Source organism: Endozoicomonas arenosclerae (assembly GCF_001562015.1).
Classification (GTDB): Bacteria; Pseudomonadota; Gammaproteobacteria; order Pseudomonadales; family Endozoicomonadaceae; genus Endozoicomonas_A; species Endozoicomonas_A arenosclerae.
The window spans coordinates 14,988-40,049 of record NZ_LASA01000103.1 but is presented as its reverse complement, the minus strand read 5'-3'; the positions used below and the strand labels follow the sequence as shown (position 1 = coordinate 40,049).

At 48.3% G+C, this 25,062-nt stretch carries 22 protein-coding genes; 12 read left to right on the top strand and 10 right to left on the bottom strand.

Annotation, left to right across the window (positions count from 1 at the left end; translation table 11 throughout):
* The first annotated feature begins 277 nt into the window (after nucleotides 1–277).
* The 9 genes from WG89_RS16645 to WG89_RS16605 all read left to right on the top strand — a co-directional run bounded on the left by WG89_RS16645 (nucleotide 278) and on the right by WG89_RS16605 (nucleotide 11,832).
* A complete protein-coding gene (locus tag WG89_RS16645; protein ID WP_062268167.1) occupies nucleotides 278–1,489 on the top strand; it encodes an aspartate aminotransferase family protein in 1,212 nt (403 codons plus the stop codon).
* Between the two features lie 269 nt (nucleotides 1,490–1,758).
* Entirely contained in the window at nucleotides 1,759–3,402 is a 1,644-nt protein-coding gene (locus tag WG89_RS16640) for a phospholipase D-like domain-containing protein (RefSeq protein ID WP_172806833.1), read from the top strand.
* A gap of 259 nt (nucleotides 3,403–3,661) precedes the next feature.
* Nucleotides 3,662–4,924, top strand: a complete 1,263-nt coding sequence (locus WG89_RS16635) for a hydrolase (RefSeq protein ID WP_062268163.1) — start codon at nucleotides 3,662–3,664, stop codon at nucleotides 4,922–4,924.
* A complete protein-coding gene (locus WG89_RS16630; RefSeq protein WP_062268161.1) occupies nucleotides 4,921–5,931 on the top strand; it encodes an arginine N-succinyltransferase in 1,011 nt (336 codons plus the stop codon). Before WG89_RS16635 ends, WG89_RS16630 begins: the two co-directional genes overlap by 4 nt.
* A gap of 90 nt (nucleotides 5,932–6,021) precedes the next feature.
* Nucleotides 6,022–6,840: a DUF1338 domain-containing protein gene (locus WG89_RS16625; RefSeq protein WP_062268159.1), complete on the top strand. Its 819-nt coding sequence runs from the start codon at nucleotides 6,022–6,024 to the stop codon at nucleotides 6,838–6,840.
* 152 nt (nucleotides 6,841–6,992) lie between these two features.
* Nucleotides 6,993–8,033, top strand: a complete 1,041-nt coding sequence (gene astA / locus WG89_RS16620; protein ID WP_062268157.1) for an arginine N-succinyltransferase — start codon at nucleotides 6,993–6,995, stop codon at nucleotides 8,031–8,033.
* 34 nt (nucleotides 8,034–8,067) lie between these two features.
* On the top strand, nucleotides 8,068–9,534 hold the full coding sequence (astD, locus tag WG89_RS16615) for a succinylglutamate-semialdehyde dehydrogenase (RefSeq protein WP_062268155.1): 1,467 nt from the start codon (nucleotides 8,068–8,070) through the stop codon (nucleotides 9,532–9,534).
* A gap of 51 nt (nucleotides 9,535–9,585) precedes the next feature.
* Nucleotides 9,586–10,929 carry an N-succinylarginine dihydrolase gene (astB, locus tag WG89_RS16610; RefSeq protein ID WP_062268153.1) on the top strand — a complete coding sequence of 448 codons (1,344 nt, stop codon included), beginning with the start codon at nucleotides 9,586–9,588 and terminating at the stop codon, nucleotides 10,927–10,929.
* A gap of 345 nt (nucleotides 10,930–11,274) precedes the next feature.
* The gene (locus WG89_RS16605; protein WP_062268151.1) at nucleotides 11,275–11,832 is read left to right on the top strand and encodes a DUF4136 domain-containing protein; all 558 of its coding nucleotides are present in this window, start codon (nucleotides 11,275–11,277) and stop codon (nucleotides 11,830–11,832) included.
* Nucleotides 11,833–11,842: 10 nt separating this feature from the next.
* Here the strand turns inward: WG89_RS16605 and WG89_RS16600 are convergent, their stop codons facing one another.
* Nucleotides 11,843–12,484: a glutathione S-transferase family protein gene (locus WG89_RS16600; RefSeq protein ID WP_062268149.1), complete on the bottom strand. Its 642-nt coding sequence runs from the start codon at nucleotides 12,482–12,484 to the stop codon at nucleotides 11,843–11,845.
* Between the two features lie 103 nt (nucleotides 12,485–12,587).
* On the opposite strand from WG89_RS16600, the gene WG89_RS16595 reads away from it, so the two are divergent.
* The gene (locus WG89_RS16595; RefSeq protein ID WP_062268147.1) at nucleotides 12,588–13,775 is read left to right on the top strand and encodes a cupin domain-containing protein; all 1,188 of its coding nucleotides are present in this window, start codon (nucleotides 12,588–12,590) and stop codon (nucleotides 13,773–13,775) included.
* A 143-nt stretch (nucleotides 13,776–13,918) separates the two neighbouring features.
* On the opposite strand, the gene WG89_RS16590 is transcribed toward WG89_RS16595, so the two are convergent.
* The 3 genes from WG89_RS16590 to bamE are packed head-to-tail and all read right to left on the bottom strand — an operon-like array spanning nucleotide 13,919 to nucleotide 16,123.
* Nucleotides 13,919–15,127: an IS256 family transposase gene (locus tag WG89_RS16590; protein WP_062268145.1), complete on the bottom strand. Its 1,209-nt coding sequence runs from the start codon at nucleotides 15,125–15,127 to the stop codon at nucleotides 13,919–13,921.
* Nucleotides 15,128–15,152: 25 nt separating this feature from the next.
* Complete coding sequence (locus WG89_RS16585) at nucleotides 15,153–15,824, bottom strand: hypothetical protein (protein ID WP_062268143.1); 672 nt, start codon at nucleotides 15,822–15,824, stop codon at nucleotides 15,153–15,155.
* 50 nt (nucleotides 15,825–15,874) lie between these two features.
* Nucleotides 15,875–16,123, bottom strand: a complete 249-nt coding sequence (bamE, locus tag WG89_RS16580; protein WP_079253876.1) for an outer membrane protein assembly factor BamE domain-containing protein — start codon at nucleotides 16,121–16,123, stop codon at nucleotides 15,875–15,877.
* A gap of 113 nt (nucleotides 16,124–16,236) precedes the next feature.
* On the opposite strand from bamE, the gene WG89_RS16575 reads away from it, so the two are divergent.
* Complete coding sequence (locus tag WG89_RS16575; RefSeq protein WP_062268139.1) at nucleotides 16,237–16,914, top strand: heme oxygenase-like domain-containing protein; 678 nt, start codon at nucleotides 16,237–16,239, stop codon at nucleotides 16,912–16,914.
* Nucleotides 16,915–16,921: 7 nt separating this feature from the next.
* Here the strand turns inward: WG89_RS16575 and WG89_RS16570 are convergent, their stop codons facing one another.
* On the bottom strand, nucleotides 16,922–17,971 hold the full coding sequence (locus WG89_RS16570) for a hypothetical protein (protein WP_062268137.1): 1,050 nt from the start codon (nucleotides 17,969–17,971) through the stop codon (nucleotides 16,922–16,924).
* A gap of 139 nt (nucleotides 17,972–18,110) precedes the next feature.
* On the opposite strand from WG89_RS16570, the gene WG89_RS16565 reads away from it, so the two are divergent.
* Complete coding sequence (locus WG89_RS16565) at nucleotides 18,111–18,953, top strand: hypothetical protein (RefSeq protein ID WP_062268136.1); 843 nt, start codon at nucleotides 18,111–18,113, stop codon at nucleotides 18,951–18,953.
* Between the two features lie 112 nt (nucleotides 18,954–19,065).
* On the opposite strand, the gene groL is transcribed toward WG89_RS16565, so the two are convergent.
* The 5 genes from groL to WG89_RS16540 all read right to left on the bottom strand — a co-directional run bounded on the left by groL (nucleotide 19,066) and on the right by WG89_RS16540 (nucleotide 24,954).
* Nucleotides 19,066–20,712, bottom strand: a complete 1,647-nt coding sequence (groL, locus tag WG89_RS16560) for a chaperonin GroEL (protein ID WP_062268132.1) — start codon at nucleotides 20,710–20,712, stop codon at nucleotides 19,066–19,068.
* A 55-nt stretch (nucleotides 20,713–20,767) separates the two neighbouring features.
* A complete protein-coding gene (locus WG89_RS16555; RefSeq protein ID WP_062268130.1) occupies nucleotides 20,768–21,061 on the bottom strand; it encodes a co-chaperone GroES in 294 nt (97 codons plus the stop codon).
* A 136-nt stretch (nucleotides 21,062–21,197) separates the two neighbouring features.
* A complete protein-coding gene (locus WG89_RS16550) occupies nucleotides 21,198–21,674 on the bottom strand; it encodes an FxsA family protein (RefSeq protein ID WP_062268129.1) in 477 nt (158 codons plus the stop codon).
* A gap of 72 nt (nucleotides 21,675–21,746) precedes the next feature.
* Entirely contained in the window at nucleotides 21,747–23,318 is a 1,572-nt protein-coding gene (locus WG89_RS16545; protein WP_062268128.1) for a hypothetical protein, read from the bottom strand.
* Nucleotides 23,319–23,490: 172 nt separating this feature from the next.
* A complete protein-coding gene (locus tag WG89_RS16540) occupies nucleotides 23,491–24,954 on the bottom strand; it encodes a hypothetical protein (RefSeq protein ID WP_062268127.1) in 1,464 nt (487 codons plus the stop codon).
* Nucleotides 24,955–25,062 lie beyond the last annotated feature (108 nt).

The following is a 25,062-nucleotide window of genomic DNA, read 5'->3' as shown; positions in this document are numbered from 1 at the left end:
TAGCAGAAGCCTTTAAATTCTGAGTGCTAATTTAATTAGCGGTCCTTAGAGAAAACTCCTGGTCGCTTGGTGTAAACTCTTTGCTCTGGCTTTGATCCATAATGAAGAGACAAACAGCAAAAAGAATACTGCTACCTGAAGACATTCATTGAGCAGAGGTTCTTTAGCGATGAATAATTTCACGAAAATTCAGCCATGAGCCCAAGCACCCTTTTTCGTCACCCTCAGTGAAGAAAAGTGCTCACTATAAAAAAGCCATGAGCCCCGAGGACAAGAGATGACCGAATATTCCGTAAACAGAGCGACCTTCGACGAAGTCATGGTGCCCAACTATGCACCACAGGCGATGATTCCCGTTCGCGGAAAAGGCTCACGAATCTGGGATCAGGAAGGCCGGGAATTCATTGACTTTGCCGGAGGCATTGCCGTCAATGCATTGGGCCATTGCCACCCGCAGCTGGTCAAAGTGCTCAAAGAGCAGAGCGAAAAGCTCTGGCACCTGAGTAACGTATACACCAACGAACCGGCTCTTGCTCTTGCACAACGCTTGACCGAAATCACCTTTGCAGACAAGGTTTTCTTCTGCAACTCCGGTACTGAAGCAAACGAAGCCGCCTTCAAACTGGCCAGAAAATACGCTTTTGACCACACCGGTCCTGAAAAGCATGAAATCATTTCCTTCAAAAGCTCCTTCCACGGTCGCAGCCTGTTTGCGGTAACCGTGGGTGGTCAGCCTAAATACTGTGAAGGTTATGCACCGGTTCCAGCGGGTGTTACCCACCTGCCTTACAATGACCTGGAAGCATTGAAAGCCACCATTTCCGACAAAACCTGTGCAGTTGTACTGGAGCCCATTCAAGGTGAAGGCGGTGTTATTCCGGCAGATGCTGAATTCCTGAAAGGTGTCCGGGCGCTGTGTGACGAGCACAAAGCTCTGCTGGTTTATGATGAAGTACAAACCGGTGTAGGCCGTACCGGTGAGCTTTACGCTTACATGGCTACCGGTGTGACACCTGACATCCTGACCACAGCAAAATCTCTGGGTGGCGGCTTCCCTGTTGGCGCCATGCTGGCTACCGATGAAGTAGCCAAAAGCTTCGGTTTTGGCAGCCATGGCAGCACTTACGGTGGTAACCCTCTGGCCTGTGCTGTGGCCCTGGAAGCCATCAACCTGATCAATGACGACCAGGTTCTGGCCAATGTAACCAGCAAGCACGAACTGTTCCGTGGTGAGCTGGAGCGCATCAATGAAACCTATGGCATCTTCAAGGAAGTCCGTGGTAGAGGCCTGCTGATTGGTGCTGAGCTCACCGAAGAATGGCACGGCAAAGCCAAAGACTTCCTGGCCGCCGCCGCTGAAGAAGGGCTGATGATGCTGGTAGCGGGTCCGAATGTTCTGAGAATGGCGCCATCCCTGATCATTCCTGATGAAGACATTCGTGAAGGCATGGCTGCACTGGAACGTGCGGTAGCAAAAGTCGTCAAGTAAGAGTCCAAATGGCACCGGCCGCCCGGTCGGTGCTTTCCTCGCCTTTCCCCACCCTGGCAAGGGTTTGTCCGTATCAGAATACTTCCTGACCAAAATAACGGTGGTCGCGACCCGCACCTCATATACTTATCTGGTTCTATTCTTTACAAGAATCTTCAAGGAAGCTTCTTGTCATGCTTGCTATAGAATCCATCAAAAAAATTTCTATTATTCTCACTCTCACAGTGAGTGGAATCTGTTCATGCTCACTGGCAGAGGATTCGAGGCTCTTGCCTTTATACAACCAAATGAAAGAAGCCACAGACCCTGAAGGGCAATATGAAGGCTGGCTCTACGGGTTAAGTCAGGGTAACACCATCCCGGAAAACGCACTGATACCATCGTTCCCGGTAAACACCTTTGAAATGTCTACGCGGGATATCGTCATCAGGGATTTCAATACGGAAGAGGCAGGTCGAGATCCTTTATTTGGGCTCAAACTCTGCACCAACGACAGCGAATGCCAGAGCCCGGATAACCCCCATGCACAATGCCAGCATTTGAATACTTTTTACAATGGTCTCACCGGTCGTGACACTCGCATGTGCACAGGCGCAACAGATCAAATTCTGGATGACTTATTCGAAAGGATCATCCAGGCAGAACACAGGGTTGATATAGCCCTTTATCACCCCTATACGACAGGACGGTTCCTGGCCATGCTCCGGAGTGCTATCACGCGATTGGGAATGACTGGGAAATCCGTAGAGCTGAGAATTCTGGCAGGCTTTGCTGGCCTGTCACTGTCTCATCCAGGGCTTGACGGGGTCTCTGGCGAAGAAACACTGCGGTTTTTGACCGAAGATCTCAGCAAAATCCCTGACCAGCAGGTCACAGTCTATCTTGCAGCCACTCATACCAGCTGGGGGCTGCGCCACTGCGATGGGGCCACACTAAATCCGTTACAGCGCCTGTCCTGGAATCATTCCAAGCTTATCATCATAGATGATAAGCAGCTCATCACGGGAGGCATGAATCTGACTGACCAGGCATATACACGATATGTCTACGACTTGATGTACGAGATACGAGGACCTGTGATTCAGCTGGCACAAGCATTCACTGACAAACTTTGGGAAAGCGCCTGCAAGGACACAGACAACCCTTTTCTTTCTCACACCTATAAATACGACAAGGCCATTACATGTAATATCTGCCCTGAGGCTATCAACAGGCCAACTCTCGACTCCCAAGGGCAGGTGCCCATTCTGGCCATAGGCAGAACAGGATGTGGCCTGCTGCCTGATGGTAAACAAGCCAACCCCTCAGACTATGCACTCACCCTGTTAATTCAGTCTTCTCAACAGAATGTCTACATTGCTCAGCAAACTTTCAGTGTGCTTTGGGATACCTGGCCTGAGCAGGCTATCGAATCCATTGCTGGCAGCGATGCCATGACTGCCCTGGCATCTGTCCTTCTTGGAGGAAAGAATGTGTACATTATCCTCTCCTCAATGGGGCGAAGCGCGCTGGAGTATGATGTCAACAGAACAAAGCCTGAAGAGGTATGGCAGAAAGTTTTTTCCATAATGGAAAGCCTTAATAGCAACTCGACAAACCCAGTTGATGAAGAGACATTGAAGAAGGGTGCCTGTGATCGCTTGCACCTGGCCACTAATCGTTTTGGTCCTGATGACACCTGGCCAGATGGATCAAGCCCCACGAATCATTACAAGGTTGTGATGGTAGATGATGATTTGTACTACGTAGGCTCCCAAAATCTTTACTACTCCAACCTTCAGGAATACGGCTTTATTATTGAGGACCCTGAAAGCATGAAACAGCTGAAAAAAGTGTGGTGGGATAAACTCTGGAAACACTCTTCAAGAACTGAGTATCACCCTGATTCCTGTTCAGCTCTTACCTCGTTTTGACAGGCTACCTCACCTCATTTGATAGTAAGCCTCATCAGGCAAAATCCGTGGCCAGTTTCAGGTAGCTTGCCAAGAATATGTCAGACCTGCCTGATGATACAGAATGACTACTGTCCGTATCAGAATACTTCCTGTCGCAAAATCAAGAGTGGCCGCCACCAGCACCTCATATACTTAAATAATCAAAACAACTATCAGAGTGAAATGCCTGTGTACCTGAGCATTTCAAAATCAGCTCTATAAAAAGAACAGGTGTTTCATGTCAGACCGTCTTGCCCCTCTCCATTCCTATTTGCAAAGTCTGGATACTCTTCAAAGCCAGATGCTGCAGCACACCATTGAGCTGGCTGAAATCAACTCCGGCAGCCTGAATGCAGCAGGTGTAAATCAGGTTATGGAACGTCTGAGAGCAATGACGGCTGACCTGGGTGGCGAGCAGGAAGTCATAGATCTGAAACCTCACGAGGTTATTAATGATCTGGGAGAGGTTAATCAGCACGAGTTGGGTAAGGCCTTGAGAATCCGCAAGCGTCCAGAAGCACCACTGCAAGTCTTTCTTTGTGGACATATGGACACGGTTTTTCCCAAAGACAGCGCATTCCAGAAAGTGGTTCATCTCGATGAAGACACCATCAACGGACCTGGAGTGACAGACCTTAAAGGTGGGATCGTAGTTATGCTGAATGCTCTGAAGGTTCTGGAAGCCAGTCCCTGGGCTGAGAGCATCGGCTGGGAAATCCTGTTCAATCCGGATGAAGAAATAGGTTCTCCGGGTTCAGCCGCACTGATAAAAGACGCCGCAAGCCGTGTACACCTTGGCATGATCTATGAACCCAGCTTTCCCAATGGGGACCTGGCCGGACAACGCAAAGGCAGCGGAAACTTCACCGCTGTCTGCTATGGCAAAGCCGCCCATGCGGGCAGAGAACATCACCTGGGACGCAACGCAGTTCGTGCGCTGTGTGACTTTGTTTCAGCCATGGACGACTTGAACGGCAAGCGGGAAGGCGTCACTTTTAACCCGGGCTATATTCACGGCGGTGGCCCAACCAATATTGTCCCGGATAAATGCATCAATCGATTCAATATCCGGCTTGAAAAACCGGAAGATGAAGCCTGGTGCCTGCAGGAACTGCAGATGATTGTGAATGAAATCAGCAGTCGTAATGGTATTCGTCTGGAGCTTCACGGCCACTTTGGCAGAAAGCCAAAAGTATTGTCTCCTGCGAACCAGCAACTGTTCGAGCTGGCTAAAGAATGCGGTCATGCCCTGGGACTGAATATTGATGTCAAACCCACTGGCGGCTGCTGCGATGGTAACAACCTTGCCTCTGCGGGTATTCCCAATATTGACACTCTGGGTGTTCAGGGTGGCCATATCCACAGCGAGCAGGAATATATGAAAATCAGCAGCCTGGTGCCCAGAGCCAAGTTAAGTGCGGCACTTTTGCTGACCCTGGCCAAAGATGAATCAGAAGGCAATGGCAATGACTGGCTGAAGAACCCAGAGGCCAAGCAATGAAAATTGTCAGGCCCATCGAATACCATGACCTCAGTGCACTGGAAGCCTTGGCAAACAGTGCAAGAGGCTCCATGACCACTCTGCCTGCCAACAGGGATCACCTCGCCGAACTAATCTGTAAAACCAGAGATTCTTTGAGCCGGGAAGTGGAAAGCGCCGGTGAAGAAAGCTATCACTTTGTGCTCGAAGACCTTGATCAGGGTGAGATCCTGGGCATTGCAGGCATCAACGCCTCCGTTGGACTGGCGGCACCGTTTTATAACTTCCGCGTGGATGAAGAGGTTCATGCTTCTGAAACCCTGCAGACCATCAACCGCATGACGGCATTGAAGCTCTGTCAGGACTACACCGGCTACACCAGTCTTTGCACATTATTCATGTCTCAAAAAGACGACAACTGGTCTAACCTTCAGTTGCTCAGCCGCGCCAGACTGCTGTTTATTGCCGAACACCGTGATCGTTTTTCCGACCGTATCCTGGCAGAGATCCAGGGTGTTATTGATGAGAACAACCGCTCTGCTTTCTGGGACAGCCTTGGCACCCACTTTTTCCCTATGGAAATGTCCAGAGCCAACTACCTCACAGGTATTCAGGAAAAAAGCTTTATTGCCGACCTGATGCCCCGGTACCCGATTTACACCCGTCTGCTACCCAAGCAGGCGCGTGCCGTCATTGGAGAACCCAGGCCGGACCGGGAACCCGTATTTAATATTCTTGAGCGGGAAGGTTTCAGCTATCAGGGGTACGTCGATATTTTTGACGCTGGCCCTACTCTGGAAGCAGGCACAGATCGCCTGACAACGCTCCGGGACAGTCAGACATTCATTCCGGTGTCGACAAAAACCTTGTCTGACGATAGCGAATACCTGGTAGCCAATACTTCCGCCCAATCTTTCCGATGCATCAGCACAGCTTTCAATCCAGAAGCCCCTGCACTGACCCGGAAAGAAATTGATCTCCTGCAGCTGCATGACAGAGACCCAGTCAGAGTTGCAGCCAGCTATTAAACAGCCATGAGCTGATAAAACACCATGAGCAAAATACGTTTTTTCATCATCACCCTCGATGAGAAAACAACAAGGTAGAGGAATCAGGCAATGACAGAAGCCAAAACGGATAACATCAAACACCTTCTGGAAGCCATGTGGCAAAACTATCTGGAGCTGACACCCGACGCTCGGAAAATCCATGATCTCTTTGCCGGACAAAATAATGGTCTGGTCATTAATGATCATATTGCCCTGCGTACCTATAACCTGGATAAGGTTAATCTTGAAAAAGTGGCCCGTCCTTTTCTGGCTGCAGGATACGTAGCCGGTGGTGATTATGAGTTCCCGGGCAGAAAGCTGGTTGCCAAACATTTTCAGCATCCCGATGACACTTTACCCAAAGTATTTATCAGTGAACTGCTGGTTGATCAGTTGTCTGAAAACGCTCAAAAGACGATTCACGACCTGGTGGATCAAGTCAGTGAAGCCTCCGTCACTCAAGACAACTTCTGTTTTTCAGGACGTCCCTGGGATGTCAGTCTGAAGACCTATGATGAACTGTTAAAGGAAAGTGAATACGCAGCCTGGGTATCGGCTTTTGGTTACCGACCCAATCACTTCACAGTATCCATAAATCATCTGCAATCACACGACGATATCCATGTCCTCAATCAAATGCTGCAGGATCACGGATTTATCCTGAATGAAAGTGGCGGTCTGGTAAAAGGCTCTCCTGAAGTCCTGCTCGAGCAGTCCTCCACTATGGCAGGGAAAGTCAACGTACGTTTTTCGGACGGGGAGCGGGAAGTTCCCAGTTGTTTCTATGAGTTTGCCAAGCGTTACCCCATGGCAGACGGCAGTCTGTACCAGGGATTCGTAGTCGCTTCCGCTGACAAAATTTTTGAAAGTACCGATACAAAAAAGTGAAACCTGCGGTCAAACCCCAGTTTGACGAGGAAAGCTTATGATCTGTTTCGACAGGACATAAGGTAGGTAATATTTCGGGGTATTCATTAAAACCCGTGATATTCAGATTAAAAGAATCATAAAAAACGACCATTGAGGCCTGACTATTTCTTATGATGATTATCAGACCGATCACGGAACAGGACCATGACGCACTCTGGCAAATAGCCCAGATTACCGGCGTAGGTTTCTCTTCCCTGCAACCTGACCCTGAAATGGTGCAGAAAAAACTCGATTGGGCAGTTCGTTCCTTCAGTGCCGAGAAGCCATTGGAAGAAGCCTACTACCTGTTTGTAATGGAAGACACCCGCACAGGAAAAGTAGTGGGTGTCACCGGTATTGAATCAGCCGTAGGACTGAACGACCCCTGGTATAACTACAAGGTCAACACACAGGTTCATGCTTCCAGAGAACTGGATGTCTATACCCGTATCAAGACTCTTACTCTCTGCAGTGACTATACCGGCCACTCCGAGCTCTGCACCCTGTTCCTGACACCGGAATACCGAAAATCCAGCAATGGACACTTATTGTCTAAATGCCGCTTTCTTTTCATGGCCGCGCATGAACCTCGCTTTGATGACAATATCATTGCTGAGCTCCGGGGCTATTCCGACGAAGATGGCGAGTCCCCCTTCTGGGAAGCTCTGGGCAGACACTTCTTTGCCGTGGATTTTGTCGAAGCTGACCAGCAGGTATCTCGTGGTAAGTCCTTCATAGCCGAACTGATGCCACGCAACGCAATTTACACCAATCTGCTACCTGCCAAGGCTCAAAGCGTTATTGGCCAGACTCACCAGGATACCGTCCCCGCCAGAAAACTGCTGGAAAGTGAAGGCTTCCGCTACACCGGCTACATCGACATTTTTGATGGCGGACCGGTTCTGGAGACACAGGTTGAAGACATTCGGGCAGTGAGGGACTCCAGACGTTATAGAGTGAGAGTCCATGACTCAGTCGATACCGATGAAACCGTCTGGTTAATCGCTAACAGTCGCTTCCGTGACTTTCGCTGCATGGCTGGACAACTGTCGTTTGAAGGGCTGGAGTCAGTCAATATCACCCGTGAGCAGGCAGAAGCCCTGAATGTTAAAGAAGGCGACGAACTGAGAGTGGTGCAGCTCTTCAACCCACAACGTGACAGTAAACGTTAACCGCCATTAGCCAATATACAGCTGGAGTAAAATCATGAAAGGTTCTCTATTTATTAAAGGGCAATGGCTTCAGGGTGAAGGTCAGGCATTTGACTCCCTGAACCCTGCCAGCAGCGAATCCGTCTGGAAGGGTCAGGCGGCAGTACCTGTACAGGTTGATCAGGCCATTTCAGCAGCCCGTGAAGCGCAGCCTGACTGGGCAGCAACATCATTGGAAGACAGAATCGTCCTGGTGCGAAAGTTTGCAGAACTGGTTGAGCAGAATGCCGGACTTCTGGCGGAAACCATTGCCAAAGAAACCGGTAAGCCACTCTGGGAATCCAAAACAGAAGCCGGCGCCATGAAAGGCAAAATTGAGATTTCCATCAAAGCCTATAACGAGCGCACCGGAATCACCGAAAACACCATGCCAGGCGCCCGAGCCTTCATACGACACAAACCTCATGGTGTAGTAGCCGTGTTCGGCCCTTACAACTTCCCCGGACACCTGCCCAATGGACACATTGTTCCTGCTCTGCTGGCGGGCAACACCGTTGTTTTCAAACCCAGTGAGCTGACACCTGCCACAGCAGAAGAAACCATCAAATTATGGGAACAGGCAGGTCTGCCAGCCGGTGTTCTGAATCTGGTACAAGGTGAGAAGGAAACCGGAATGGCTCTGGCTGGCCACAAGGACATCGACGGTCTGTTTTTCACGGGCAGCTCCAACACTGGAAGGCTTATCCATCAACAGTTTGGCGGCCAGCCTGGCAAGATTCTGGCTCTGGAAATGGGTGGCAACAACCCATTGATCGTCACTGAAGTAGCCGACCAGAAAGCCGCTATTCATGACACGATCCAGTCTGCATTCATTACTGCTGGTCAGCGTTGCACTTGCTCCAGACGTTTGTTTATCCCCACTACAGAATGGGGAGATGCGTTTGTTGATCAGCTGGTTGATGTCGCCCGAAATATCAAGGTGGGTCACTGGAACGACGAAGATCAGCCTTTTATGGGCGCTGTCATCTCGGAAGCTGCAGCCAACAACATTCTGCAAGCGCAAACTCACCTTCAGCAATTGGGCGGCCAATCTCTGCTGACGGCCAGCAAACTGGAAGAAGGCACTGGCTTGCTGTCCCCCGGCATTATTGATGTCAGCGCCATCAAGGAACTTCCGGACGAAGAATATTTTGGCCCACTGCTGCAGGTGATTCGCTACAGCAACATGGATGAAGCCATACAAAAAGCCAACGACACCCGATACGGCTTGTCCGCCGGTATTTTCAGTGATCATCGCGAAGACTATGAAAAGTTCCTGCACCTGAGCCGGGCCGGAATCGTTAACTGGAACAAGCCTATTACCGGCGCCAGCAGCGCAGCACCTTTTGGTGGTATTGGAGACAGTGGCAACCATCGCCCCAGTGCTTATTTTGCGGCTGACTACTGCGCTTACCCTGTTGCCAGTGTTGAGGCTGAAAGCCTGTCTCTGCCAGAGAAACTTGCACCCGGCCTGAAAATTTAATTGATCAAGACAGGCTCCAGGAGCCTGTCCAACAAATGGATAAGATTGAGAATGAGTAAAACAGTTGAAGCAAACTTCGATGGACTGGTAGGCCCTACCCATAACTATGCCGGGCTTTCGTTGGGTAATATTGCCTCAACCAACAACCAGTCTGCTCCTTCCAACCCCAGACAGGCTGCATTACAGGGCCTGGCAAAAATGAAAGCACTGCACGACATGGGGTTGGTACAGGGAGTGCTCGCTCCTCAGGAAAGACCTGACGTGCATACCTTGCGCAAACTTGGATTCACGGGCAGTGATGCTCAAGTGCTGGCTGAAGCAGCAAAAAAAGCGCCCAAAATTCTTGCAGCCTGCAGTTCCGCGTCCAGCATGTGGACCGCGAACGCTGCGACTGTTTCTCCCAGCGCAGATACAGAAACAGGTACTGTCCACTTTACGCCCGCCAACCTGTGCAGCAAGTTTCATCGCTCTATTGAGCATGAAACCACCAGCAATATTCTCAGGGCAGTCTTTCCTGACGAGAAGCACTTTACCCATCATCCGGCACTGACCAGTACCTCACACTTTGGCGACGAAGGTGCGGCTAACCATACCCGGTTCTGTCAGAACTATGGTGATGAAGGCGTAGAGTTTTTTGTCTTTGGCCAATACAGCTTTGATGACACGAAAGTAGCTCCATCACGCTTCCCGGCTCGCCAGTCTCTGGAAGCCTCTCAAGCCATAGCCCGCACTCATAAGCTCAACGAACAGCGCACAATATTTGCCCAACAGAATCCTGAAGTGATTGATCAGGGTGTTTTCCACAATGATGTGATTGCAGTCGGTAACCGTAATGTTCTGTTCTGCCATGAAAAAGCCTTTCTGGATCAGGCAAAGGTTTATAACGACCTGAAGACCGCTTACGGTCACGACGACTTCTACATCATTGAAGTACCTGAAAGTCGAATTCGCGTTGAAACAGCAGTTAAAAGTTACCTGTTCAACAGTCAGCTGCTCAGCACATCCGATAATGAGATGTCCATTGTCGTGCCTTCAGACTGTCAGAGTGATCGCCAGGTGTCTGCTTATCTGGATGACCTGGTGGCAGCGGACAACCCTATCACTGACGTTAAGGTCTTTGACCTGAGACAGAGTATGAACAACGGTGGAGGTCCTGCTTGTCTGCGCTTGAGAGTGGTACTGACCCAGGAAGAGTTGAAGGCAGCCAACCCATCCTGCCTGATGAACGACAAACTCTATTCAACACTCTGTCAGTGGGTAGAGAAACATTATCGTGATCGACTGACAGAAGCCGATCTGGCCGATCCACAGCTGTTGATTGAATCCCGTACCGCACTTGATGAACTCACCCGCCTGCTTCAGCTGGGTTCGGTCTATCAGTTTCAAAGAGTATAAGAAGTGCCAGGGGCTGTCTCGAATTAACCTCCCTGTTTACATACAAACTCCGTTCACCCTGAGCTTGTCGAAGGGTCGTGGTATTGGGCTTCGACAGGCTCAGCCCGAACGGGTTTGAGAAGGGTTCAGCAAGGAAGTTATTTCAGGACTATTCCTAAGCTGGATATTGCATGAATTTTGCTGCCTGAGGACACTGGCAGCAATAGAGATACAAACAATTTTATATAGGCTTTGCGCAGTATCCAGGCTAGCAGCAGATCATTGAGAATCTTGAAAAAATATAGCATTATCGATGAACTTCAGTCTGTCGCCCTCGTATATTTTCCTTATCAGCAGGAGAGAAGAATGAGAACAATAGCCATTGCTGCAATCACGGCTATTTCCATAGCACTTACAGGCTGTGTCAGTGTGACCGTACCGCAGAAAAAGCCTCAGGTTGCACCTTTGTCGATCACTTCTTCTCCCCTGCATCGATTTTCATTGTCTGACTTTGATGGTTTGATTTTTGAACCGATCATTCCAGAAGAATCAGATCCGATGTTCCCTAACCGGGAAAATGTCTACCAGAAGCTGGAAGGCACCATTGCCCAACAGCTCTCTGACAGAATGAAGATTGACCCTGACCAACTTCCTCAGGCGCCGCTCATTGTTCGATACGGCATTGCCTCTGACACCACTGTTTCAGATGCAGAACTGGTTCGATTCTTTGGAACAACACCAGGGTTAGTGACAGAACCCGGTCAGGAAAAATTAACCATCGCCATAGCCCTGGTTCGAGCAAACACCGGCGACCCACTTTGGAAAGGTGTAGCCCAGGGTACGATTGTTTCCGGACTCACAAGCGAGATGCGTATGGCCAGGGCAGAAGCGGCCGTGGCCAGAATGTTGAGCAGTCTGAAATAAAGGTCAGTGATTATTCTTTATTGATAAATTTAGCGTCTTCTTTCATTCGTACCTGAAAAGCCGGGTGGGCTTTGATTCTTTGCATATAAGCGGCAAAGTTCGGATATTTTGAAGAATCGGGCTCAAAACCTGCATACCCGGCATTGATGAAGCTTGAGCCAATGGCAATATCAGCCATCATCAGGGAATCCCCCACCAGAAAACCTTCAGCTGGAGAAACACTCTCCATGTAGTCCAGTGTTTTTGGCATATTTTTCTTGAGGTTTTTCTGCACTTTCTCTTCGTCGGTTTCCATACCCATCAGCTTTTTAACCACACGCTCAAAGTACAAACCCTCAGCAGTTACTTTCATCAAAACCGTGTCAGCGTACTCTTCAAACCAGCGGGCTTTGGCTTTCAGAACAGGATCAGAAGGGTAGAGTGGCGTCTCAGGATAACGATCTTCAAGATACTCACAAATCACGGTTGAATCAGCCAATGAAACATCGCCATCCACCAGTGCCGGAATCTTTTTCAAGGGACTAATTTTTTCAAAGCCTTCCGGTGTATTAAATGGAATCACGAACTCAACCTGGTAATCCAAGCCTTTGATTTCAAGCGCCATCAAGACCTTGCGGACCATTGGGGAAATGGTTGCTCCATAGACTTTCATTCTTATTCTCCTTTTATGAACGACTTATCCTACAGCGAAGCCTATAAATAAGGCTACAGTGTGTTAATCTTGCCGCCGTTTATTTACATTTCGACGAAATTCAATGAAACAGTCAATTCTGGGTTCCATCTCACCTGCGGCTTTCCTGGAAAGCTATTGGCAAAAGAAACCCCTGCTGATTCGAAATGCCATCCCTGACTTTCAATCGCCTCTCTCCGCTGACGAACTGGCGGGTCTGGCCCTGGAAGAAGAGGTTGAATCCCGCATCGTTCTGGAAAAAGGCCTTGAGCAGACCGATGGGCCCTGGCAGCTAAAAAGGGGGCCATTTACCGAGACCGACTTTTCCAACCTTCCTCCCAGTCACTGGACACTTCTGGTTCAGGCCGTCGATCACTGGGTGCCTGAGGTTCACTCCCTGCTGGACTATTTTGATTTTCTTCCTTCCTGGCGCCTTGAAGATATCATGATCAGCTATGCCACCGACGGCGGCTCTGTGGGTCCTCATTATGACCACTTCGATGTTTTCCTGATTCAGGCTGAAGGAAAAAGACGCTGGCAGGTTGGTCCGGTTTATGACGCTTCCTCACCCAGACTGGAAGAGACAGAACTGCACATTCTCTCTGAGTTCGAAGTAGTGGAAGATTATGTCCTTGAGCCCGGCGATATGCTTTATCTGCCTCCAGGTGTAGGCCACCACGGTGCGGCTGAAGGTGAATGCATGACGATTTCGGTAGGTTTCAGGGCACCCAGCCATCGCGAGATTCTCATGCAGTTCACCGACTTCATCGCTGACCAGTTGCCCGAGAGCCTTCGCTATTCTGACCCGGATCAAACACTGCCTGCCCATAAGGGTGAGATAGATGAAACAGCACTGGATCGCCTGCAAGCCATTCTGAAAGAACACATTGAAGACCGTGCCCTGTTAAGTGAATGGTTTGGTGAAATGATGACCCAACCCAAACACGAGCAGCCTGTTGAAGAAACCTATCAGGACTGGGCAGAACTGAAGGCAGAAGCAGAAGGTATTGATCTGCTTACTAATGAAGGATCCAGACTGGCTTTCAAACAGAAATCAGCACAGCAAGAAAGCCTTATGCTGTTCGTGGATGGCGAATCTTACGAATGTAAAACTGAAGCGACCAGAAACCTGGCTTTGAAGCTATGTGAATCCGCCTGTCTGGAGGCTAAACACTGGAGCTCAATAAAAGAAGAGGAAGCTCAGAAATTGATTATGGAGCTGATCAATATGGGCTCCATCTACCCTGACTTCGAAGAAGACTTTGAAGAGTGAAACTGGATGGGAAACCTTTAGGTTTCCCTTTTATTTTCCTTTGAAGGCAGCTCCGGTGTCAGCACTCTTTCAAGCACTACTTCCCGGCCACGAGTAGTCAATTTCAAGGGAGACTGTAAATCTAACTGTGTCTCTGCCTGATTTCAGACAAAGTCTATTAGCCGGTCTTCAAATTCAATCATGAATCGATTCAAGGCCGGCTTCCAGTTCCTGATGGGCATTGTCCACTTCTTGGACGCTTCCATGATAGCAAGGTAGACCACTTTTCTGGCGGAATCGTCCGTTGGGAACACCTTCCGCTTACTGGTCGCCTTGCGCACCACGCTGTTCAGAGACTCTATTGCATTCGTCGTATAAATAGCTTTTCGGATATCCATAGGATAGTTGAACAACGTTCGAAGGTGATCCCAGTGATTATTCCAGGAACGACTGATTTGCGGGTACTTGCTGTCCCACTGTTCATCGAACTTCGATAAAGACTGCAAGGCCTCTTCCTCTGTGACTGACTGGTAAATGGTCTTAAGCCCCGCAGCTACCGCTTTATAGTCCTTGAACGGGACGTACTTCATGGAATTACGCACCATATGCACAATACAGAGCTGTATTTGAGCTTGAGGGAATACGCTATTGATCGCATCTGGAAAGCCCTTCAGCCCATCCACGCAGGCGATCAGGATATCCTGTACACCTCTATTCTGTAGCTCTGTCAGGACGCTAAGCCAGAATTTAGCTCCTTCGTTCTCCGAGAGCCACATACCCAGAAGTTCTTTCTGACCTTCAATGTTAACTCCCAGGGCCAGATAAATAGCCTTATTGATAACTTGCTTATCCTGCCTGATTTTTACGACGATACAATCCAGATAAACGATAGGGTAGATAGCGTCGAGTGGCCTTGATTGCCACTCTACAACCTGCTCGATAACAGCGTCTGTCACCTTGGATATTAGCGTTTCGGAGACATCAGCTGCATAGAGTTCCTTGAAGACGGCTACGATCTCCCGTGTGCTCATACCCTTGGCATAGAGGTGGAGAATTTTATCGTCCATAGACGTGAAACGGGTTTGCCTTTTCTTAACGAGTTGAGGCTCAAAAGAGCCGTCACGGTCTCTGGGAGATTCAATGTTGAGAGAACCATCTTCAGTCTTCAGAAGCTTGGAAGTTGAACCGTTTCTTTTGTTGCCAGAAGGGCTCTGGCCATTCTTCTCATAGCCAAGATGCTCATCCAGCTCGGTATTCAGAGCAGTCTCGATGGTGACTTTGGAGAGCATTTGCCGAAAGTCGTTCAAGTCACTTTCGGTTTTGATGGATTTAGCTGCTTCACGGGCGAAAGCTTCAAGCTGTTGCTTGTTCATGAGGCCTATCCTCAACCATTGCTGGTTATAAGATAGGCAGGGACACAGTTTTATCTACAGTCTCTTTCAAGGTGACGGGAGTCGACATTAATGCTTTCCACTTCTCTGACCAGTCCGTGTCATCACCGGCCTCAGTCAACCCTTTTCCTACTTTGATCAGATCCAGCTTTATTTCTTCCATGGCTTTACTGATATCAGCCGTTGAGCGCCCCTGCAAATGGCCATTTACATAGCCCGAGAGAGCCTCTTCGACTTCTTTGAGCAAATCATCCAGATTCTCCCCTGCTTTGTTGATCCCTTCACGGTCAGGAGGTACAAGATTCAACCACTGACCCGAAGTCAACAGAACACGCACTTCCCTTCTTTCCGGTACATAGTCTGGATTGGCTAAAAGAGCCTGTACATCAAAAAGCGTATCCTTTGCTGCCAATTCAGCTCTCAACGACTCGGCTCTCTTTTCGAGCTCTGCTTCTTTGGCTTTTAGTGAAGAGTTTTGTTTTTGATTGAGCGAACTCGCCTTGCGTTTGAAAATCGATTTATTCTTAAAGGGTTTCTCATCCAACGGACCCAGCTTGCCCTTGACATCTGATCTGGCTTTAACAGGCCCTTCTGTTCCCTTTTCTTCTGACTTATGGACGCCACCACTATAAGCGGTGGAGCCAGATCCTGTCGGACCGGTACTGAAGTCGCCTGACATAGTTTCTTCCCTGAATACGTTATTAGAATCTTATACGGCTGACCAAGCAATTACTGCAGACCATTTGCACTGAAGACCACCACTTTATTATCGATATAGCTAACGCGAATCTCCCTGCCTCCATCTAGCCAGACACACTCCCGGTTACCCAATTCATTTGAGCAGCTGCTTGGCTTGCCAAGAATACCTTCTACCTTCTCAATATTCATACCCACGTCCAGCTGTTGGAAAGCGTCCTGATTAACATGAGTGCAACCAGCAGCCATCACTAAAACGGCCATTACCATTAATGTTTTCATCCTGATCACTCTTTAATGACACTGACTTTCAGTTTAGCAACTGGAGATCCTTTCAATATCCGCTACTTTCAAATATCTAACATAATTATTACTTTCTAAATGCAGGACTTTTTATGTATCAGGACTCCCTTTATGCGTTGTGTTGTAAGTTGTCTGAACAGTACTCAAGGGAATTAACTGAAGATGAAATCATAAAGTCCATACATATTTATAAATTTCCTGCCATCATCGGAGCCACCTGGTCATTTACAGGTCATTTTTATAAATGGCCTGAGACATTGCTGACACGCTCCGATATTCCTGATACCACAAGACAATCGCTAGAAGAGAACTTACGGGACGAATTGGGCTATTGTGGAACTCCGCCCCATACTCAAATGTTTATAGAAACCGCCAGGAGCATGGGCGTCTCACTGGATGAAACACAATCCCCCGGTGATTTCATGATTCAAACACTGAAAAATGCCAGAGAGCTTCCAGCTAACAAAGCCATCGGCGCTTTTCTTGCCAATGAATCACAAGCGAAATGGGGAGGATTTATGAAAGTGTTCTCGAACCAGCCGGGAATAAATATGGACTTTTTCAAGATTCACACCAGCGAAACCCATCATAGCCAGCCTCTACTGGCAGGGTTTGTCGAAGAAGATATTCCCGGACTGCTCAGTGGTGTCATAGAGTTTTCCAAATCACGAGCTGTCTTTATGAACTCCATACGAGATCAGTTAATAGACCCGGTCAGCGCTATGAACGAGAGAAACAATTGTTCTTTTCCCGAACAGTTTAATTATTGAATCAAGTCTATCGAGCCTTACCTGTTTGAGGTGGTGCTCCTCTTTGTCCTGATGAAGGTCGCAGTTTAGCTCTTTGCTTTTGCAACTCTTCAGGGCTTAATGTGCCACCATTGCCTTCATTCTCATCGGGCTTGGAGACATGTCCGGGATTCGTTTCTGATTCATTAGGTTCAGACTCAGAATTCTTGGTTTTCTTCAGTTTTTCCTGAGCTGATTCGGGCAGAGGTTCAGCAACAACGCGGGTTCTGTCTGAACGATTCAGACCTTCATAAGCCTCCAGCCTCACGGGCTTATGGCGTACGTCTTTCCAAAGCTTTTCCCACTCGTTGTCGTGATCCCTTTCACCTTCTTCGTATTTATTGTCCCCTAACTTATCCGCTATCTGCTTAATACTGCTTTTTAATTCAGATAGTTTATTGAAATCGTCGTCAGCCTTGTAGTTTTCAAATTTTCCAGTCTCGTGCTCTGCCAGAACTTTTTTGGCGGTATCCCATAGCTCCTGAAAATCTTCTCTCTCCATGAGCTTGTCGTCCCAGGGAATCAGAGTCACAGGCTCTTTACCTGGCAAGGCGATAGTCACCTTGAGGTCTTTGGGTGCATTTTTTGGATTATCCAGGGCTCCCTTGGCACGCCCCAACAAAGAAAACTCTTCATAACGATCAGAAATCTTGGCCGCTTCATCCAGCTTTTCCTTCTGCTTGGCCTTGAGTTCATCCTCAGACATGCTTTCAAGCTCTTTAGCTTCCCTGGCTGCTTTTGCTTCGGGAGTCTCTTCTTCCTTTTCAGTCTTTGCGGGATTCTCAGTCGAAGTCTCTTTGGAAGGTTTTAGACCCGGTGTTGTAGAAGGAGGAGTGGTATCTGTCTTTCTGTCATGAATAGGAACATCGGAGGTCTGCTTTTTCTGAAGCTGGCTCAGTTGTGACTCAGGCGTTACAGGTCCAGTGACTTTATGGGTAGGCGTATTACCGTCGGTTGAAACAGGCGTATTGCCACCCGAACTTCCAGTAGGTACCTGAAGATGACTGTTTCCCCCTGTAACTTCCATGCCACCGCTCATATTCAGCTCCAATGCTGTGAATAGTCATGACTTGGATCATCGGCAGAGATCCCCTTGGGATGAGCTGCTCTATAAAATATTACTCTCCTCACTTTTCAATTGGCTATCTTGAAGTAGCTTATTTGGCTGGAGAGGTATTATGACGGCCCTGCTCAAACTGATTCAGACTGCTGTCTTGTTCTTTATCACCGCTTTTCATGCTCTTCACAGCTGGTCAGCAGACAAAATTTTATATCACTTCGGAGAACCCCAAGAGCACATTGTCAGTGTGGAATTGATAGAAAGTAAGTCTCCTGTGCAAACCAAAGAAGCCGTTACGCCGGGAGAAGAACGTCACATCAAACACCTCTGCACGGGCTATTTAACAGAAGAAACTCTGATTGTGTCCGGCAAGCATGCCAAGAAAATCAGAAGCTTTCTGAGTGGAAAAATACCCTACAAATTCAAGAACAATAACACCTCCAGCAAAGTCAAAATTAAAGTTTTCTCCACAACATCACTGAAAGGGGCCGCCTATATTGATGAAATCCCGGACCCTCTGCTTAACACAAAATGGTCTGACCATGAACCTGTGGCCCTGCCTCTGAAAAGCAAAAGCCGGGTGAAATCAACCTGGAAAGAAACCTATACCATCGAGCCCCACTTGTCTTCTCGCAGTTTTATGGCATACCAACCTGTCAATCATGAGTACGGAACACACGATAATGGCCAGCGTACTCTATTAACCCTCAGTTTTGATTTAGACACATCCGGTGGCTTCTGCACCTCCAGATCGTGCAAGTTAAGGCAAGATCTCTCGGAACAGTTTGTGATTGATACTGGAGTAGACAGATTGTTGCTGGGAATCAGCAACCGCTGCACAGATAACGGATGCCCTATCTCTGAATTCACCCGGACAGAAACTCAATATCTAAGGGATTCACTTTATCTTGGTTTTATATTTATCTGCCTGGCAAGCATCTATTTCTTTGCTCCCTGCTGAATAAGAACAGTCACTGCCGACAACCAAACTGTACTTTTTAATACCCAATAAAAAAGGCTGCTTCTGAATCAGAAGCAGCCTTTTGGGAGAAGCTGAGCTTCGGGGGGGATGATTACATCATGCCGCCCATGCCGCCCATACCACCCATGCCGCCCATGTCAGGCATAGCAGGAGCAGCCGCTTCAGCTGGCTCATCAGCTACCATAGCTTCGGTAGTGATCATCAGACCGGCTACGGAAGCAGCAGCCTGCAGCGCAGAACGGGTTACCTTGGCTGGATCCAGGATACCCATTTCGATCATGTCGCCGTACTCACCGGTAGCAGCGTTGTAACCGAAGTTGCCTTCGCCGGATTTAACCTTGTCGACAACAACAGAAGCTTCGTCACCAGAGTTGCTGGAGATCTGACGAATTGGACCTTCCAGAGCACGCAGAATCAGCTCAACACCTGCCTTCTGTTCAGGGTTGATCGTTTCAACACTGATGTTGGACAGAGCACGTACCAGAGCAACACCACCACCAGCAACTACGCCTTCTTCAACAGCAGCGCGGGTAGCGTGCAGAGCGTCTTCTACACGAGCCTTTTTCTCTTTCATTTCTACTTCGGTGGCAGCGCCAACCTTAACAACCGCTACACCGCCAGCCAGTTTGGCTACACGTTCCTGCAGTTTTTCTTTGTCGTAGTCAGAAGAAGAGTTTTCAATCTCTGCACGGATCTGTTCAACACGAGCAACGATGTCAGCCTGGTTGCCAGCACCGTCAACAACGGTGGTGTCTTCCTTGGTGATGGCAACACGCTTGGCAGAACCCAGATCTTCCAGAGTAGCGCTTTCCAGAGACAGGCCTACTTCTTCAGAGATAACAGTACCACCGGTCAGGATAGCGATGTCCTGCAGCATGGCCTTGCGACGGTCACCAAAACCTGGAGCCTTAACCGCAGATACCTTAACGATACCGCGCATGTTGTTGACTACCAGAGTCGCCAGAGCTTCGCCTTCAACATCTTCAGCGATGATCAGCAGTGGCTTGCCCGCTTTGGCTACGTTTTCCAGTACTGGCAGCAGATCACGGATGTTAGAGATCTTCTTGTCAACCAGCAGGATGAATGGGTTTTCCAGTTCAGCAGACATGCTTTCCTGGTTGTTGATGAAGTAAGGAGACAGGTAGCCACGGTCGAACTGCATGCCTTCTACTACGTCCAGTTCGTTTTCCAGACCGGAACCTTCTTCAACGGTGATAACACCTTCTTTACCTACTTTCTCCATAGCTTCAGCGATGATCTGGCCAACCAGTTCGTCGGAGTTAGCAGAGATAGTACCTACCTGAGCGATAGACTTGCTGTCTTCACAAGGAGTAGACATAGCTTTCAGCTGTTCAACAACCGCTGCTACAGCCTTGTCGATGCCGCGCTTCAGGTCCATTGGGTTCATGCCAGCAGCAACGTACTTCAGACCTTCATTCAGAATGGACTGAGCCAGAACGGTAGCAGTAGTAGTACCGTCACCCGCCTGATCGTTAGCCTGGGAAGCTACTTCCTTAACCAGCTGCGCACCCATGTTCTGGAACTTGTCAGACAGTTCAATTTCCTTGGCTACGGAAACACCGTCTTTAGTGATAGTTGGAGCGCCGAAAGACTTCTCCAGCAGAACGTTACGACCTTTAGGCCCCAGAGTCGCTTTTACAGCGTCAGCCAGGATGTTGACGCCTTCCAGCATTTGTTTGCGAGCTTCGTCGCCGAACTGAACCTGTTTTGCTGCCATGATGGGTAATCCTTTGGAAATTTAAAACAGTTGATATGAAATCGGGGTTCCGGGATCAGTCTTCCAGAACAGCGTAGATTTCGCTTTCGGATACGATGATCAGCTCTTCACCGTCAATCTTCACGGTGTCGGAACCAGCGTACTTACCAAAGATCACTTTATCGCCAACGCTAACGCTGACTGGACGCTTTTCACCGTTATCCAGAAATACGCCATCACCGATAGCCACGACCACACCCTGGTTTGGCTTTTCAGTAGCAGAACCTGGCAACACGATACCGCCAGCAGAAGTGGTTTCTTCTTCTTCACGACGAACGACCACGCGATCACGCAACGGACGGATTTTCATCGATGTATCTCTCCAACTGTTTATGCCGAAAAATCAGCAATCAACTCATGTAAAATGGTCCGACCGGTATTGTCTGGACCGAACCCAATTATCGGTAATTCAGTAAGTAAGGGTGGCTTTTCCAATTTCAAGGGGGTCACTGAGATTTTTTTTCATCTTCCCGCTTGAATTCACCCTCAAGGGTCTGGTTTATACCCCGGTTGCGGTCAAAATCCTCACGATAGTACTCACCTTCAAAGGTGGTTGAGGATTGCTGAGCCTGCCAACGGCCACTTTTAATCATTCGTCTTAGCAGCACTTTACGAACCGGTGGAATAAGCAGAGCCACACCGAAAAAGTCGGTGATAAACCCTGGAATCATCAGGAACACCCCACCCAGAGCGATCATAAAACCTTCCAGCATTTCCAGAGCTGGCATCTCGCCATGGGTCATTTTTTCCCGGGCCTTTAACATGGTACGAAAGCCCTGGCGACGAACCACTGCCATGCCCGCAACCATACCCAGAATGACCAGAGCCAGAGTATTCAAAGCCCCAATGTATCCCCCCACCTTGATCAACACGACCAGTTCAACCGCAGGGAGAAGCAAAAAAATCCAAAAAGGGAAGCGCATATAAGCCTCCAAAAACAATGGTGCTTCTTATATGGAGATGTTTCCCAAAACTTCAAGGGAAAAGAGCATTCTTTACTGGTTTTCTACTCCCTGTCCGGTCCGCTCATCTCTCTGTAATTCAGCAATATTCTCAGGAGATATTTGGTCTTTCAGTTTATCCAGCGTTTTTTGCAACAGGCTCAACAAGCCCAGTCCTTCTCCATAAAGCACTCGTGGATGATCCAGTGAGCCCTCAACCCTAGGGTTCTGCCCTTCAAGAATCAGCTCATTATGGGCCACAACACTGCATACCCAGAACACCCCCAGAGCGCTCAATTGAGGCTGGTAGCCTAATTCAGAGAAACGAGCAGACCTCAGTTGCTCAGCTATTTCTGAGGCATCAGCTATAGCGAAAATCAACAGATCGGGCCGTAACATGGTCATATCCATCAAGGAATCGCCAAAGGCGAACAACAAGGAGGGTTTCTTCCCCTCTTTAACCAGCTCACCCGACAACATATTGAGCACCATGAGTAAAGTACTGCCCTTATTAGCGGTGACATCACTGAAATAGATCTTTTTAAGGGTGTTTTTTTCCACCAGCAAAGGCGTTACAACAATCTGACTGTCGGACCACTGAAAGCTATCAGGAAGGTAGGTAACTCCCTCCACTGTGGGGAAAAAAGCCCTTGTCGTCAGTCCAAAAGAGCTGAATGCAGAAGTAAGAGAGTAGCTTTGAGAGACATCACGCAGCAGAGGGCTCACACTCCTCCAATCTTCTTCCAACCAGGCAGTCAGTTTGTCATTGAGACCTATCCTTGCTCTTCTAAAAGATCCATCAAGCTCATCACTTAACTGAACAACCTGCCCTGAACCCAGAATAAGCACATCTGGAGCCGGTATAGATATCTTGCCCATCCCTCGCTCGTTAATTTTGAAGTTGATAGCTTTCAGACGTTCATTTCTTGTAGATTCAGGAAAAAAATGAGTACCGGTCATATCCAGAGAAATAGCCTGGACTCCACTATCATCAAGCTCAGGGCGTCCCATTTCGTCATATCTTGTCAGAGCTCTTGCCGTATTCTCAATGAGTAGCACCCTACCCTTATTTTTATGATGGAAACCGGTAAATTTTGCATACCACTTCTGCTGTAATCTGATTAGCAGTTCATTATTCCATTCCAGATCTTCCAGGCCTTTTTGCAGAGCAAAGTCTTCCAGACCATCAAACTCAGGTAATAACTGAAACAGAGTACCGTCCAGATCAAAGGAAAATATCAGTTTGAGCTCTTCATCCTTGTCCAATTCGACCTGAAAGCCATTGATGACATCGTCCATGGCCTTCAATAACTCATCGAATACCGACCAAAGCATTTCGGATTTGGCTGGTTGTTTTCTCTCCGGGGGCTTTTTGTCACCAGCGCCTGTTTTCCGATCTTGTCTCTGTACAGGGACACTCCATCCTCCTGCCCATCTATCTTTCGTTACCCTGCTCTCGGCTTGCTTGCTTTGAACCCCACCATCGCCTCTCAGGCAGCTCATACCACCACCCGCTTGAACAGGACTGCCAGAAAGAACACACTCCGGAGTATCGTTGTAGCCCAGATAAATAGCAGACGACACCAGCAGAGATATCACCTGAAAAGACATTGAGGCGGAATCCATCCTTGTGACGCCTGCCCAGGAAGAAGAGACTGAAAGCAATAACAGAGAGCACAAAGTCAATGCGCGCACAAAACCCACCTTGAGTTCATATTTATTTTTAGAACTTCAAAGATAGACCTGATTTAAAGCATTGCAGCAACATGAAGCTTAAGACTGATCCTCATACGGATTATTAGAGCTCTGTTGCTTTAGGACTCATTAACTGCCCTAAAGTCACCTGTAACAATCCCAGGAGGCCCTTTCCATTCGCTTCAAACACTTTTGTGGATTGAACCGATGACTTTACTTTCTGGTTATGGCTCAAGTAAAACGGGACTTTGCTTGGCAACACACTGAAGCTCCACCATAGGGCGCTGAAGAGCCCGATATCACTTGGGATTCCCATTGCTTCCAGACGGGCATTGCGTCTAGCAAGATTCATGGTTGAGGCAGGTACTGTTGCTTTAATCTCCAGATCTGGGCGAAGCATACTCAGGTCAGTCACTGAATCACCGTATACAACCCCTATAACGGTCTTGTCTGAACTCATGATACGACTGGTATTCAATAAAATACGCAGTGAAGTCCCTTTGTTCACCGTCACATTCTGAATGTAGAAAAACGCCTCAAGCCCAGGAACTCTGGTCACAGTAACAGTGGCCTGATCGAACGTCGATGGGATAAGCACCGTCTGCTTTTTATCATCAAAACCCTCCCTGTTAATCAATGTCTTGAGTGCTGCAGCCGATGTTTTCTCAATAGAGTTAAAATGCTCTTTAAGATAATCAGAAGCCTCCTTCATTTTGGCCTGATCCCCCCTAAGCCACTGGGCAATAGACTCGTTTACCCAGAATTGGGATGAAGGTGAGTTCTGTAGAGTAGCGGATGTCTGAATGAACCTTCCTGTTCCGGTAATCAGGGCATCCGGAATGGGGATCCCCATAAGAAAGCGAGTGCCTTGAGGACTTGAAGGTTCCCCCTGACTCAGAAAAGACATCATTCTTCTATTCACCCCATCCACAGTTCTTATCTGTCGAATCGCTCCCCACTCTTCTCTCTGGGGATGCTTTGATGGCAATGCTATAGAGTCTCGTGAGGTGTTATAAACCAGATAAACAGAATCCTGATTGTTACTCAGAAAATCATGAAACTGCATGAACCAGATTTGCTGCAATTCTTTTAATTGAGAAAGTGAGAGTGGTTCAATTTCTGAGCCGAACTGAAAGCTTCGCTGGAAGAGTGTATCGTCCAAGTCAAACACCAACAGGAGTATGATGCCTCTATCCTTGATCAGGGTTTCAAGCCTGCTTAATACCAAAGCCATTTCATTCATCAGCCGGGTCATGACTTTTTCAGCAGCTTCCGGGTTTTGTTTTGGAGGCGGCGGTTGTTCTGGCTCGTCTGGCAGCAATGTGACTTTTATAGTGGACTTAACGATAGCCCTTGGTCTCTTCTCTCCCTGAACATGAGCTGAGTGAGTGGGGGTTTGAACACCTGCTTGAGGTCTGGAGTGTGTCGTACCAGCTCCAATCAGGATTTCCAGAGGTCGAACCGTTGCATTCACAAGATCCTGCTTCCGATGAGTCAGATCTGGCACCTGCGCTTGTAGATTTGATAGAGCGCCTGACAGAAGCAGCAGAGTCACAAGGATTTTCATTCTGGCCGACCCGGGAATACAACAGGTAAACAATCCTAGACCAGAAAACCAATATTAACTTTGATGTCTATTTATCAACGACAGTAGACGCAAAAAGCCCCGAACCAG